At 44.0% G+C, this 13403-nt stretch carries 12 protein-coding genes and 4 tRNA genes; 2 read left to right on the plus strand and 14 right to left on the minus strand.

All coding sequences use genetic code 11. The features are described from left to right. Nucleotides 1-53: 53 nt before the first annotated feature. From rpoB to QWZ07_RS21410, 12 genes are all read right to left on the minus strand, one after another. A complete protein-coding gene (gene rpoB / locus QWZ07_RS21355) occupies nucleotides 54-4082 on the minus strand; it encodes a DNA-directed RNA polymerase subunit beta (RefSeq protein ID WP_017104578.1) in 4029 nt (1342 codons plus the stop codon). Nucleotides 4083-4316: 234 nt separating this feature from the next. Then, complete coding sequence (gene rplL, locus QWZ07_RS21360; RefSeq protein ID WP_004729770.1) at nucleotides 4317-4682, minus strand: 50S ribosomal protein L7/L12; 366 nt, start codon at nucleotides 4680-4682, stop codon at nucleotides 4317-4319. Between the two features lie 57 nt (nucleotides 4683-4739). Then, nucleotides 4740-5234, minus strand: a complete 495-nt coding sequence (gene rplJ, locus QWZ07_RS21365; protein WP_010435550.1) for a 50S ribosomal protein L10 — start codon at nucleotides 5232-5234, stop codon at nucleotides 4740-4742. A 251-nt stretch (nucleotides 5235-5485) separates the two neighbouring features. Further along, nucleotides 5486-6190 (minus strand): 50S ribosomal protein L1, encoded by a 705-nt coding sequence (rplA, locus tag QWZ07_RS21370; RefSeq protein WP_017104577.1) that lies wholly within the window; start codon nucleotides 6188-6190, stop codon nucleotides 5486-5488. A 4-nt stretch (nucleotides 6191-6194) separates the two neighbouring features. Continuing rightward, a complete protein-coding gene (gene rplK / locus QWZ07_RS21375) occupies nucleotides 6195-6623 on the minus strand; it encodes a 50S ribosomal protein L11 (protein WP_010435555.1) in 429 nt (142 codons plus the stop codon). Between the two features lie 213 nt (nucleotides 6624-6836). Further along, nucleotides 6837-7385: a transcription termination/antitermination protein NusG gene (gene nusG, locus QWZ07_RS21380; RefSeq protein WP_012605006.1), complete on the minus strand. Its 549-nt coding sequence runs from the start codon at nucleotides 7383-7385 to the stop codon at nucleotides 6837-6839. A gap of 13 nt (nucleotides 7386-7398) precedes the next feature. Next, nucleotides 7399-7776: a preprotein translocase subunit SecE gene (gene secE, locus QWZ07_RS21385; RefSeq protein ID WP_017096511.1), complete on the minus strand. Its 378-nt coding sequence runs from the start codon at nucleotides 7774-7776 to the stop codon at nucleotides 7399-7401. Nucleotides 7777-7999: 223 nt separating this feature from the next. After that, the gene (gene tuf / locus QWZ07_RS21390; RefSeq protein ID WP_012604914.1) at nucleotides 8000-9184 is read right to left on the minus strand and encodes an elongation factor Tu; all 1185 of its coding nucleotides are present in this window, start codon (nucleotides 9182-9184) and stop codon (nucleotides 8000-8002) included. Between the two features lie 94 nt (nucleotides 9185-9278). Next, nucleotides 9279-9354: transfer RNA gene (locus QWZ07_RS21395), tRNA-Thr, on the minus strand. A 14-nt stretch (nucleotides 9355-9368) separates the two neighbouring features. Then, nucleotides 9369-9443: transfer RNA gene (locus tag QWZ07_RS21400), tRNA-Gly, on the minus strand. Between the two features lie 38 nt (nucleotides 9444-9481). Further along, nucleotides 9482-9566, minus strand: a tRNA-Tyr gene (locus QWZ07_RS21405). Between the two features lie 45 nt (nucleotides 9567-9611). Continuing rightward, nucleotides 9612-9687: transfer RNA gene (locus QWZ07_RS21410), tRNA-Thr, on the minus strand. A 210-nt stretch (nucleotides 9688-9897) separates the two neighbouring features. On the opposite strand from QWZ07_RS21410, the gene coaA reads away from it, so the two are divergent. Then, nucleotides 9898-10821 carry a type I pantothenate kinase gene (gene coaA, locus QWZ07_RS21415; protein ID WP_017108613.1) on the plus strand — a complete coding sequence of 308 codons (924 nt, stop codon included), beginning with the start codon at nucleotides 9898-9900 and terminating at the stop codon, nucleotides 10819-10821. A gap of 7 nt (nucleotides 10822-10828) precedes the next feature. Here the strand turns inward: coaA and birA are convergent, their stop codons facing one another. Both birA and murB read right to left on the minus strand, forming a co-directional pair. After that, on the minus strand, nucleotides 10829-11794 hold the full coding sequence (gene birA, locus QWZ07_RS21420) for a bifunctional biotin--[acetyl-CoA-carboxylase] ligase/biotin operon repressor BirA (protein ID WP_065112069.1): 966 nt from the start codon (nucleotides 11792-11794) through the stop codon (nucleotides 10829-10831). Then, nucleotides 11791-12837 carry a UDP-N-acetylmuramate dehydrogenase gene (murB, locus tag QWZ07_RS21425; protein WP_192853322.1) on the minus strand — a complete coding sequence of 349 codons (1047 nt, stop codon included), beginning with the start codon at nucleotides 12835-12837 and terminating at the stop codon, nucleotides 11791-11793. Before murB ends, birA begins: the two co-directional genes overlap by 4 nt. Nucleotides 12838-12903: 66 nt before the next feature. On the opposite strand from murB, the gene QWZ07_RS21430 reads away from it, so the two are divergent. After that, the gene (locus QWZ07_RS21430) at nucleotides 12904-13335 is read left to right on the plus strand and encodes a GNAT family N-acetyltransferase (RefSeq protein ID WP_192853321.1); all 432 of its coding nucleotides are present in this window, start codon (nucleotides 12904-12906) and stop codon (nucleotides 13333-13335) included. Nucleotides 13336-13403: the final 68 nt, after the last annotated feature.

Below are 13403 nucleotides of genomic sequence, written 5' to 3' on the forward strand. Positions count from 1 at the left end.
CTAAAGTGAGCCCCCTTTACCAAGTAATCCAATCTTCTTTTAAAAAAGAGGGATTACTCTTCGTCTTCTAGCTCGATGTTGATACCTAGCGAGCGAATCTCTTTCAACAGTACGTTGAACGACTCTGGCATGCCAGGTTCCATGCTATGGTTACCATCTACGATGTTCTTATACATCTTAGTACGGCCGTTAACGTCATCTGACTTAACTGTTAGCATTTCTTGTAGAGTATATGCAGCACCGTATGCTTCTAGTGCCCATACTTCCATCTCACCGAAACGCTGACCACCGAACTGAGCTTTACCACCAAGTGGTTGCTGAGTTACTAGGCTGTAAGAACCAGTTGAACGAGCATGCATCTTGTCATCAACCAAGTGGTTCAGTTTCAGCATGTACATGTAACCAACAGTTACAGGACGCTCAAACGAATCACCAGTACGACCATCAAACAGTTTAAGCTGACCAGATTCTGGCAGATCACCCAGTTTAAGTAGTTCTTTGATTAACGCTTCTGAAGCACCGTCGAACACAGGAGTAGCAATCGGTAGACCGCCACGTAGGTTCTTGATCAGTGTACGAACTTGATCATCAGACAGTTCAGCAATATCAACTTTCTGACGAGTATCACCAAGATCATAAACCTTCTGTAGGAACTCACGGAACTTATGCAGTTCTTGTTGTTCCTTAACCATTTGGTTGATCTTGTCACCGATACCTTTAGCAGCCAAACCTAAGTGTACTTCTAGGATTTGACCGATGTTCATACGCGATGGTACACCCAGTGGGTTAAGTACGATGTCTACAGGCTGACCTTTTTCATCGTATGGCATGTCTTCAACAGGGTTAATCTTAGAGATTACACCTTTGTTACCGTGACGACCGGCCATCTTATCGCCAGGCTGGATACGACGTTTAACCGCTAGGTAAACTTTAACAATCTTAAGAACGCCAGGCGCTAGATCATCACCTTGAGTGATTTTACGACGCTTAGTTTCAAACTTCTTATCGAAGTCTGCTTTTAGCTCATCCCACTGCTCAGCAAGTTGCTCAAGCTGTGTTTGTAGCGCATCGTCTTCTAGAACTTGCTCTAGCCATTGCTTACGACCGATCGTATCAAGCTTAGCTTCAGAGTAACCACCAGACAGAAGTACAGCTTTAACGCGGTTAAGAAGGCCACCCTCAAGAATTTGGAACTCTTCAGTAAGGTCTTTCTTAGCTTCTTTAAGCTGCATCTGTTCGATTTCAAGTGCACGTTTGTCTTTCTCTACGCCATCGCGAGTGAAGACTTGTACATCGATGATAGTACCCGAAACAGAGTTTGGTACACGTAGAGAAGTATCTTTAACATCAGATGCTTTCTCACCGAAGATAGCACGTAGTAGCTTCTCTTCAGGAGTCAGTTGAGTTTCACCTTTAGGTGTCACTTTACCAACTAGGATGTCGCCACCCTTAACTTCAGCACCAATGTAAACGATACCTGACTCGTCTAGTTTAGACAGAGCAGACTCACCTACGTTTGGAATATCAGCTGTGATCTCTTCAGAGCCCAGCTTGGTATCACGAGCCACACAAGATAGTTCTTGGATGTGGATTGTCGTGAAACGGTCTTCTTGAACTACGCGCTCAGATACTAAGATCGAGTCTTCGAAGTTGTAACCATTCCAAGGCATGAACGCGATACGCATGTTTTGGCCAAGAGCAAGTTCACCAAGGTCAGTTGAAGGACCATCAGCTAGAACATCGCCACGTGCAACTGGTTCACCAGGAAGTACAGTTGGACGTTGGTTAATACATGTGTTTTGGTTCGAACGCGTGTACTTAGTTAGGTTGTAGATATCGATACCAGCTTCGCCAGGTACCAATTCATCTTCGTTAACCTTAACTACGATACGAGAAGCGTCAACAGACTGAACTTGACCACCACGTTTAGCAACCGCTGTAACACCAGAGTCAACTGCGATGTTACGTTCAATACCAGTACCTACTAGAGGCTTATCAGCTCTAAGTGTTGGTACAGCTTGACGTTGCATGTTCGCACCCATCAATGCACGGTTCGCATCATCGTGTTCTAGGAACGGGATAAGCGAAGCAGCGATAGATACTACTTGGTTTGTCGCAACGTCCATGTAGTCAACGTGATCGCGTGGGTGAAGACCAGATTCACCTTTTTGACGAGCAGTGATTAGCTCATCAGCAAACGTCGCTTCTTCAGTAAGAACCGTGTTTGCCTGTGCGATAACGAATTGACCTTCCTGGATTGCAGACAGGTAATCAACTTCTTCTGTTACTACACCATCTACAACGCGACGGTACGGAGTTTCTAGGAAACCGTAATCGTTACAACGCGCAAACGCAGATAGCGAGTTAATCAGACCGATGTTTGGACCTTCAGGCGTTTCGATCGGACATAGACGACCGTAGTGAGTTACGTGAACGTCACGTACTTCAAAGCCTGCGCGTTCACGAGTTAGACCGCCTGGACCTAAAGCAGAGATACGACGTTTGTGCGTAACTTCTGACAATGGGTTGTTTTGGTCCATAAACTGTGAAAGCTGTGAAGAGCCAAAGAATTCTTTAACTGCAGCAGAGATCGGCTTAGCGTTGATAAGATCTTGAGGCATGATTGCATCAAGGTCACCAAGGCTTAGACGTTCTTTAACGGCACGTTCTACACGAACTAGACCAACACGAAATTGGTTTTCTGCCATTTCACCTACAGAACGGATACGACGGTTGCCAAGGTGGTCGATATCGTCCACTTCGCCTTTACCGTTACGGATGCCAATCAGTTTCTTCATCACTTCAATGATGTCTGATTCATCCAGAGTACCGCGCTCTTCTTCTTCTTCACGCTCGATAGAGCTGTTGAATTTCATACGGCCTACAGTTGATAGGTCGTAACGATCTTCAGAGAAGAATAGGCTTTCGAATAATGATTCTGCAGCTTCTTTTGTTGGTGGCTCGCCAGGACGCATCATGCGGTAGATTTCTACCAATGCAGAGATGCGATCTACTGTGCTATCTGCACGTAGAGTGTCTGACATGAATGGACCATGGTCTAGGTCATTCGTGAACAGAGTTTCTAGAGATTTGTGACCTGCTTGAGATAAGTTAGCAAGTGCCTCTAGGCTGATCTCTTGGTTCGCGCCAACGATGATCTCGCCAGTTGCTTCGTTGATGTAATCTTTCGCAGCAATCTTTTCAACGATGTACTCTACAGGTACTTCGATGTGCTCAACGCCATCTTTTTCAAGCTGACGGATATGGCGAGCAGTTACACGACGACCAGTCTCAACGTAAGTCTTACCATTTGATTCGATGTCGAATGACGCAGTTTCACCACGTAGACGATCAGGAACCAACTCCATAAGTAGAGTTTGGTCTTTCACTTCGAAGTTCACTTTGTCGAAGAACAGATCTAGGATCTCTTCTGTCGATTTACCAAGTGCACGAAGGATAATCGATGCTGGTAGCTTACGACGACGGTCGATACGTACGAATAAGTTATCCTTAGGATCGAACTCAAAGTCTAACCATGAGCCACGGTAAGGAATTACACGTGCGTTATAAAGAACTTTACCAGATGAGTGGGTCTTACCCTTATCACTGTCGAAGAACACGCCTGGGCTTCGGTGCAGCTGGGATACGATAACCCTCTCGGTACCATTAATTACGAAAGTACCATTGTCTGTCATAAGCGGAATTTCGCCCATGTAGACTTCTTGTTCTTTAATGTCTTTTACAGTACCTGCAGGCGCATCTCTATCAAAGATAACTAGACGCAGTTTAACGCGTAGTGGCTTTGAGTAAGTTACACCACGAATTTGACATTCTTTAACATCAAATACTGGCTCACCAAGACGGTAGCTAACGTATTGCAGCTCAGAATTGCCGTTGTAGCTCTGAATTGGAAATACAGAACGAAAAGCAGCCTCAAGACCGTATTGACCTTCTGGATCCTGTTCGATGAATTTATCGAAAGAATCAAGCTGGATCGATAACAGGTATGGAATGTCCAAAACTTGTGGACGAGTACCAAAATCCTTACGGATGCGCTTTTTCTCGGTATAAGAGTAAACCATGGGGTTCCTCAGCTCGCTGATAAGTGACCCAAACTGTCCAAACGCTCATTAGAGTGGGACAGTGACTAACAGCTGTTTATTGTGGTTAACAATTATTTCGAAGAAATAACTGTTTTTTTGCTCAGACTATGACGCTTAAACAGCGGGAAATTCATCATAGCCCTACAGCGCAAAAAGGCCGGTGGTTAATAAACCACCAGCCAATAGCCTTGCGGCTAGGAAATTAAGTAATAATTACTTGATTTCAACAGAAGCGCCAACTTCTTCTAGCTGTGCTTTAAGAGCTTCAGCTTCAGCTTTGTCAACGCCTTCTTTAAGCGCTGCAGGAGCTGAGTCTACAAGACCTTTAGCTTCTTTAAGACCTAGGCCAGTTGCGCCACGTACAGCTTTGATAACTTGAACTTTGTTTGCGCCAGCGCCAGTAAGGATAACGTCGAATTCAGTTTGCTCAGCAGCAGCTTCAGCAGAAGCACCACCAGCTACAACTGCAGCAGCAGCAGTAACACCGAATTTTTCTTCCATAGCTTCGATAAGCTCAACAACTTGCATTACAGACATTTCTGCAACTGCGTCTAGGATTTGCTCGTTAGTAATAGACATAACAATTCTCTTTTAAGTCAACAATAAGTTTAAATAGCAACCAGTGAAAAGCAAGGCTTATGCCGCAGCTTCTTCTTTTTGGTCGCGAACAGCAGCGATAGTACGAACCAGCTTGCCAGCAGAAGCTTCTTTCATGCACATCATTAGGCGTGCGATAGCTTCGTCGTAAGTTGGTAGTGTCGCTAGTACTTCAGCATCAGTAACTGCGCCTTCAAATGCAGCAGCTTTGATCTCGAAATCTTTATTCTCTTTAGCGAAGTCTTTGAAAAGACGCGCAGCAGCACCAGGGTGCTCATTAGAGAATGCGATCAGAGTTGGACCAGTGAAAGTGTCTACTAGACACTCGTAGTCTGTACCCTGAACCGCACGGCGTGCTAGTGTGTTACGAACAACTTTCATGTAAACACCCGCTTCGCGAGCTTGTTTACGTAGAGAAGTCATTGCGCCAACTTCAACGCCACGAGAATCAGCTACAACTGCAGAAAGTGCACCACTGGCAGCTTCGTTGACTTCAGCAACAATTGCTTTTTTGTCTTGAAGATTTAAAGCCATTTGGATTAACCTCTGGTTGTGATTACAGCACTCAATACAAAATGTATTGAGCGTTTACGATGTTATTTAAAAATGAATAAATTCACTTCAAACCACAACATCGCCTACGTAGGTTTTATTAAGCCATCAATAATCTAAAGAAAATCGACAGCGCCTACGGTCTTGGGATAGACGATTATGAATTGCTTCAAAAATCACCCAACCACAAATATTAGGCGCAGAAGTATACACTAAATCTACGCCTAAGCAAATTAGTTTGCTTGTGTGTCAAGACTAGCTTGATCAACAGCAACACCAGCACCCATCGTAGTAGAGATGCTTACTTTCTTCAGGAAAGTACCTTTCGCTGAAGAAGGCTTAGCTTTCTTAAGAGCAACTAGAAGTGCTTCTAGGTTCTCTTGAAGCTGGTTAGCTTCGAAAGTTGCTTTACCGATAGTAGTGTGGATGATGCCGTTCTTGTCGTTACGGTAACGAACCTGACCAGCTTTAGCATTTTTAACTGCTTCAGCAACGTTAGGAGTTACAGTACCAACTTTAGGGTTTGGCATTAGACCGCGTGGACCTAGGATTGTACCTAGTTGACCAACAACGCGCATTGCATCTGGAGAAGCAACAACAACGTCAAAGTCCATTACGCCTTTTTTCACTTGCTCAGCAAGATCTTCCATACCAACGATATCTGCGCCAGCTTCTTTAGCTGCTTCTGCGTTTGCACCTTGAGTGAACACAGCAACGCGGATTTCACGGCCAGTACCGTGAGGTAGCACAGTTGCGCCACGTACGTTTTGGTCAGATTTACGAGCATCGATGCCTAGGTTAACAGCAACATCTACAGACTCAACGAATTTAGCAGTTGCTAGTTCTTTAAGAAGAGCAATAGCTTCGTTGATTTCGTATTCTTTAGTTACTTCAACTTTGTCGCGGATTACGCGCATACGCTTAGTAAGTTTTGCCATGATCTTATCCCTCTACCACTAGGCCCATTGAACGAGCAGTACCAGCAATAGAACGCTTCATTGCTTCGATGTCAGCACCAGTCATATCAGCAGCTTTAGTTTCTGCGATTTCCTGTACTTGAGCGTCAGTTACTGTGCCCACTTTTTCAGTGTTTGGACGACCAGAACCAGACTTAACGCCAGCAGCTTTCTTAAGAAGAACAGCAGCAGGTGGAGTCTTAGTTACGAACGTGAAAGAACGGTCGTTGTATACAGTAATAACTACTGGAGTAGGTAGACCTTTCTCAACAGATTCTGTTTTTGCGTTGAACGCTTTACAGAATTCCATGATGTTCACGCCGTGTTGACCTAGAGCAGGACCAACCGGTGGACTTGGGTTTGCCATACCAGCTGCAACTTGCAGTTTGATATAAGCTTCAACTTTCTTAGCCATGATATTTCCTAAATATTTGGGTACATGCGCTAGCCTTTAGGCGAGCTCCCCTTAATTTCATAAATTACTTTTCACTTCCTAAGAAGTAAAAAGGCGCGAAATTATAATCATAATTCGCGCCTTTAACAACCCTAAAAAGGTGATTTTTTATACTCTTTCATTTTGAACAGCTTGTTAAATAGTTATCAACAGCTTACTCAAACTAACCGAGTCTTAGTCTAGTTTTTCAACCTGACCGAATTCAAGCTCAACAGGTGTTGCACGACCAAAGATCGATACAGATACCTTAATGCGGCTCTTCTCGTAATCCACTTCTTCAACAGTACCGTTAAAGTCAGCAAATGGACCATCGTTCACACGAACCACTTCACCCGCTTCGAACATTGTCTTAGGACGTGGAGACTCGCTCGCTTTCTCTAGACGGTTCAAGATAGCATCAGCTTCTTTGTCAGTGATTGGTGCAGGACGATCAGAGGTACCACCAATGAAGCCCATAACACGAGGAATGCTGCGTACTAAGTGCCATGATTCATCATTCATGATCATTTGCACTAATACGTAGCCAGGGAAGAACTTACGTTCGCTTTTACGGCGTTGACCTGCACGCATTTCCACTACTTCTTCAGTAGGTACTAAAACGTCACCAAAGAATTCTTCCATGTCGTGCATTTTAATATGTTCGCGTAACGATTGAGATACACGACCTTCATAGCCAGAAAAGGCTTGAACTACATACCAACGTTTTTTTGGAGCTTCACTCATGAATCAGAACCCTCTACACCCCAGTCGCTAGAGAAACTAAACGGACCATAATGCCGTCAATTCCCCAAAGCACTAGAGACATAACAATACATACAGCTAAAACGATCAATGTAGTTTGCATAGTTTCTTGGCGAGTAGGCCAAACAACTTTACGAATCTCCATACGAGATTCTTTTGCAAAATCGATCGCAGCTTTACCTTTAGTTGTTGTTGCTGCAACGCCTAGTGCGGCAGCAATCAGCACAACTACACCTGCAGCGCGAATTACAACAGACAATTCACCATACAGGTAATTACCCACAACAGCAGCAGCCAACAGTACAAAAGCGACTACCCACTTCATTGTATCTGCTGCACCTGAGCTATCAGGAGTTTCAGCGTTTGCTTTCATAAAACCAACCTGTGATAAGTCTTAAATATAGACGACAATAACCCCGCTGTTGCAGGGCACATTCCTTTGCGTTGCAAAACAACACATCTAACAGTCATTTTAGTCAAAAAGACCGTTTAATTCTTTGCTAAGAGCTAAAATTGATGTCAAAACACCCAACTCTTTTTTCAGCGCAGAAAAAGGGCATCAAATGATGCCCTTTTTACTAGTGGTTCGTCAAATCTTATGCAAAGATTTTAGCTACAACACCAGCACCAACTGTACGGCCACCTTCGCGGATTGCGAAACGTAGACCTTCGTCCATTGCGATTGGAGCGATTAGCTCAACAGTCATTTGAACGTTGTCACCTGGCATTACCATTTCTACGCCTTCTGGTAGAGTGATATCGCCTGTTACGTCAGTTGTACGGAAGTAGAACTGTGGACGGTAACCCTTGAAGAAAGGAGTGTGACGGCCGCCTTCGTCTTTAGAAAGTACGTATACTTCAGACTCAAACTTAGTGTGTGGGTTGATTGAACCTTTAGCAGAAAGTACTTGGCCACGTTCAACGTCATCACGCTTAGTACCACGTAGAAGTGCACCAACGTTCTCACCTGCACGACCTTCGTCAAGCAGCTTACGGAACATTTCAACACCAGTACAAGTAGTAAGAGTAGTTTCTTTGATACCAACGATTTCTACTTCGTCACCTACACGTAGGATACCGCGCTCGATACGACCAGTAACTACAGTACCACGACCTTGGATTGAGAATACATCTTCAATAGGAAGTAGGAACGGTAGATCAACAGCACGCTCTGGAAGTGGAATGTAAGAATCTAGTGCTTCTGCAAGCTCAACGATCTTGTCTTCCCACTGCTTTTCGCCGTTTAGAGCGCCAAGTGCAGAACCTTGAATTACTGGAAGGTCGTCTCCTGGGTATTCGTACTCAGAAAGAAGTTCACGAACTTCCATTTCTACTAGCTCAAGTAGCTCTTCGTCATCAACCATGTCACATTTGTTCATGAATACGATGATGTAAGGGATACCAACTTGACGACCAAGTAGGATGTGCTCACGAGTTTGTGGCATAGGGCCATCTGTAGCAGCAACAACTAGGATACCGCCGTCCATTTGAGCAGCACCAGTGATCATGTTTTTAACATAATCGGCGTGTCCAGGACAGTCTACGTGTGCGTAGTGACGTTCAGGAGTATCGTACTCAACGTGAGAAGTTGCGATTGTGATACCGCGCTCGCGCTCTTCTGGAGCGTTATCGATAGATGCGAAATCTTTAGCAACACCGCCGTACACTTTTGCAAGTGTAGTACAGATAGCAGCAGTTAGAGTTGTTTTACCGTGGTCAACGTGGCCGATAGTACCAACGTTTACGTGCGGTTTCGTACGTTCAAATTTTTCTTTAGACATGGGGTGTCCCTCTAGGTACGGATTAGGTGGCTTAAAATAAGACCACGCAACCAAAAAAATGGTTTTTTTATTAAAAGGAGAAGAAGCTTTAGACTGGTGCTAATACCCAGAGTCGAACTGGGGACCTCACCCTTACCAAGGGTGCGCTCTACCGACTGAGCTATATCAGCACACAAAAATGAGTTGGAGCGTGCAGCGGGAATCGAACCCGCATCATCAGCTTGGAAGGCTGAGGTAATAGCCATTATACGATGCACGCAACACGTAACTCTTTTGAGCTATTTAACCTTTAGAATATGGTGGAGGGAGACGGATTCGAACCATCGAAGGCAGTGCCGGCAGATTTACAGTCTGCTCCCTTTGGCCACTCGGGAACCCCTCCAAATTTTGATCTTTCTCTCGCTCTCTATAAATAGAGGGGAGAAAGTGGTGCCGACTACCGGAATCGAACTGGTGACCTACTGATTACAAGTCAGTTGCTCTACCTACTGAGCTAAGTCGGCACAAGTGGGGCGCATTTTATTGAATGATTTTCCACCTTGCAATAGTAAATTGCAAAAAAGTGAAAAATTCTCTTATCAAATTCATATATACGGTTATTTAGCTCAAGGTTTCTGCCTTTAATCCGCATCTAGTAAAGGAAGATATTTAATTTATCTATCGCTTGATGTATTTTCCATGCACTTGTTTTGTTATCCACTATAGAGTTTTGTATGAGCCCATTTATGTCATTTGACCGCGCGCAGTGGTCTGAACTAAGGAATTTAGTTCCGATGACACTTTCTGAGAGCGATTTGAAAGAGCTTCAAGGCATCAATGAAAAGCTGACAATGGAAGAAGCTGTAGAAATTTACCTACCGTTATCTCGTCTGTTGAACCTCTATGTGGCCGCTCGACAAAATAGAAACTCAGTACTTCATCAATTTCTGGATAAGAAAGAGACAGCGCCACCATTCATCATTGGTATCGCTGGCAGTGTGGCGGTAGGTAAAAGTACAACTGCTCGTCTACTCAAAGCTTTGTTATCTCGTTGGGACAACCACCCTAAAGTTGAGCTAGTTACGACAGATGGCTTTTTGTATCCCAATGAAGTGCTACAAGAAAAAGGCCTAATGAGTAAGAAAGGGTTCCCGGAGTCTTATGATATTAAAGCGCTAGTCAACTTTGTTTCAGACGTAAAGGCATGTAAGCGTAATGTGACAGCCCCTGTGTACTCTCACCTCACCTACAACATTACCAAGGAAGTAAAAGAGGTCGACTTACCCGATGTGCTCATAATTGAAGGACTCAACGTTCTACAAAGCGGTATGAATTACCCACATGAGCCTCATAGAGTCTTTATTTCTGACTTCCTCGACTTCTCGTTATATGTCGATGCAGAAAGCGCTCAAATTCAACAATGGTATGTAAATCGTTTTATGAAGTTTCGTGAAGGTGCCTTCGCTAAACCGGGGTCATACTTCGGGCACTACACTAAATTGTCAGATCTAGCCGCTAAGGAAAAAGCAGAAGGTATTTGGCAATCAATCAATGGTTTGAACCTAGAGCAAAATATCCTTCCGACCAGAGAAAGAGCTCACTTGATTTTACGCAAAGGCGCTGATCATATGGTTGAGGAAGTGTTACTAAGAAAATAATAACCTCTTAATCCCCTTTTCTTAGGGATATCTCTCCACCGATATAACTCTCAACACCGTTCTCAGTTTTGAGTAATACGGCACCTTGTTCATCGATACCTTGTACTACACCTTCAATTTCTCTAGGTCCAATGATCAGTCTAACGTTGCGACCTAAGAAGTTATCTAAACGATTCCAGCGTTCGACAAAATTGGACATACCTTTCAATTCATAGTCGACGAGCGACTTGTCCCAAGCATTAATCAAAGCCTGAGCTAAGTCATTACGATCTGGCACTTTCCCATCACACACTTCCTTGAGGGAGGTCCATGGTTGGCCAATACCTGATGTTGCGGGATCCATCGATAGATTAAGCCCCAAACCAATTACAATATGAGCAGCCCCACCAGATTGCCCTGACAGCTCTACTAAGATGCCTGCGAGCTTCTTATCATTATGATAAAGGTCGTTCGGCCACTTTAGTTTAACGCCTTCAACCCCCATATCCTCCAACGCCTCTACAACAGCAACACCAACCACAAGACTCAGTCCCATAGCCGCAGCCATACCGGCATCGAGCCTCCAGTACATTGAAAGGTATAGATTGGCACCGAATGGCGATACCCATTCACGCCCACGACGTCCGCGACCTGCAGCTTGATATTCAGCCACACAGACTGAGCCTGACTCAAGGGTGCTGGTACGTTCTAACAGGTGTTGGTTTGTTGAACCTATGATTGGAATCAACTCCAGAGAAGCATCACGGCTAACAGCTGACAACCTCTCCTGATCGAGCATATCCAAACGACTGGCTAACTTATATCCCTTACCTTGTACTCGATAGATATCCAAACCCCACTCTTGAATACCTTTAATATGTTTACTGATGGCGGCTCTCGACACACCAATCATTTCTCCCAGATCTTCACCAGAATGAAACTCGCCATCAGCAAGACATTTTAGCAATGTGAGCTTGGTACTGTGTTCTCTCATGCCATGGCCTCCAACGCCTTGTCTAAGTTTGTCTCACTGTCTTGGCCCATAAAGCGAACTTCGTGTTCCAATGGAATATCGAACTTGTCCAGAACAGCTTGACGTACTCGTGCTGCAAGTTTGAGGATGTCCACAGCAGACGCTTCATCATAATTGATGATAACTAAAGCTTGGTTTGGATGAACTTGAGCACCACCTTCAATCACACCTTTAAACTGGCATTGATCAATGAGCCACCCAGCGGCGACTTTGATCATGTCGTTACTCTCGTAACCGACAATGTTTGGGAATAACGCAGACAACCGATCAAAATGATCTTTGGTGATCACGGGGTTTTTAAAGAAACTTCCAGCATTCCCTTGCACGGATGGGTCTGGTAGCTTACTTGAGCGTATAGCACACACTTCATCGAATATAGAACGAGGAGAAAGTGTTTCTGTGGGTAAACTTTTAAGCGGACCATAGTGGTTACATGGTTTCCACTCTTTAGCTAATGTTAAGCCAATCGCGACAACAATCGCTTTACCGTAAAGAGCGTGCTTAAAAATAGAGTCTCGATAACCGAATAGACATTCTTCTTTGCTTAATCGCTTAACTGTATAAGTATCCAGACAAAGAATATCAACGTATTCACATACATCTTGTAGTTCAACACCATACGCACCGATATTCTGAATTGGCGCAGAGCCAGAACAGCCTGGGATCATGGCTAAGTTCTCTAAACCACCCAGTCCATGGTCAACACTCCACTCAACAAGGCTAGGCCAGTCTTCACCACCAGAGACATGTAGAGAGTAACTTTCTGAGCTTTCTGTTAACTCAATACCACTTAATCGATTAACAATGACCAAGCCCGAAAAATGTTCAGTAAAGAGCATATTACTCCCTTTCCCGAGCATTAATTTAGGCAAGGCTGACCATTGAGGGTCTTGATATACAGAGATGAGTTCATCAACAGAGGTGACTTCGACAAGTACATCGCAAGTCTGTTCGATCGAAAAAGTATGAACATTTTTTAAGCTAGCATTGAGATAAGATTGCATGGCGATATTTAATTAAATTACACTGCCGACATTCTAACGCAGATAAACAAATGGCGCAGTGACTGAATGAACAATGTCATCATTACTCAATTAGACCCCATAAAGGTTCCCCTCGTTAAGCGTTTTTACAAAGAGCATTACCCAACAGGTAAAGCCAACAAAAGCGAGCAAATCTACTCATTAGAACTAGATGGCCAGTTATGTGGTGTAGTTCGCTTTCGAACGATAGAAGGTGCACGCTTACTTACAGGAATGGCTATCTCTAAGGAATACCGCGGCAAGCGATTAGGTTCACAGCTAATGGATTATTGTGTTCTTCACACGCTGACGGAAAAAGATTATTGCTTCGCGTATTCTCATCTGACTAATTTCTACAATCGTCATCAATTCATACAAATCGATCCCAATGAACTACCAAATGGTTTAAGAGTCTTATATGAGCGCTATTCGAATAGCGGAAAAGATCTCATTCCTATGCATTATCAGCAAAATTGTTAGAGAATGACTCGATTATCTAGTATTTGATGCTATCCCTTTGGTAAAATTGAAGGTTCGCAATTTTGCAT

Origin of the sequence: Vibrio lentus (assembly GCF_030409755.1) — a bacterium.
GTDB classification, from domain to species: domain Bacteria; phylum Pseudomonadota; class Gammaproteobacteria; order Enterobacterales; family Vibrionaceae; genus Vibrio; species Vibrio lentus.